A 629-nucleotide genomic window follows, 5' to 3' on the forward strand; every position below is an offset into this window, starting at 1 on the left:
TCGTAAATAGCACCAACCACTCCTGGCTCACGACCAACCATAGGAGTCATCGCATTGAATAGATGAGTGGCAAAAGTAATACCAGCCTCAAACCCTTTACGAGCTTCAGCATAGGTCGCGTTTGTGTGACCGATTGAAACCACAATACCTGCAGCTTTTAGGCGTGCGATATGTTCAGGGGCGTTCTGCTCTGGTGCAAGAGTTACTTTGGCAATGATGTCTGCATTTGAGCAAATAAGGTCAATCATGCCGTCATCGGATGGACGGATGAAGTCTACGCTATGAATACCTTTTTTCGCGACGTTAAGGTATGGGCCTTCAAGATGTAAGCCAAGCGATTGGTTTTGGTATTTTTTGTGATATTCGCGAGCTGCGGCGATTGCCGCGCGCATATCTTCATCAGAAGACGTAATAAGCGTAGGAAGGAAGCTGGTACAACCCGACTTTAGGTTTGCTTCGTGCATGATTTGCATCGTTTCTGCTGTGATAGCATCGTTCAACATGACGCCGCCACAACCGTTCAGTTGCAGGTCGATAAAACCAGGACTTAAGTTAGCTCCATTCAGATCTTTTACTTCAATGCCTTTCGGTAGTTCAGCAACGGGCACAATGGATTGAATTAGATCGTT

General features: G+C 46.3%; 1 protein-coding gene. It reads right to left on the minus strand.

The features are described 5' to 3' along the window. Positions 1–629: N-acetylglucosamine-6-phosphate deacetylase (nagA, locus tag R7040_RS27570; RefSeq protein WP_318097759.1), on the minus strand; the 629-nt coding region annotated here is incomplete at both ends.

It is taken from the genome of Vibrio sp. 1069 (assembly GCF_033340555.1).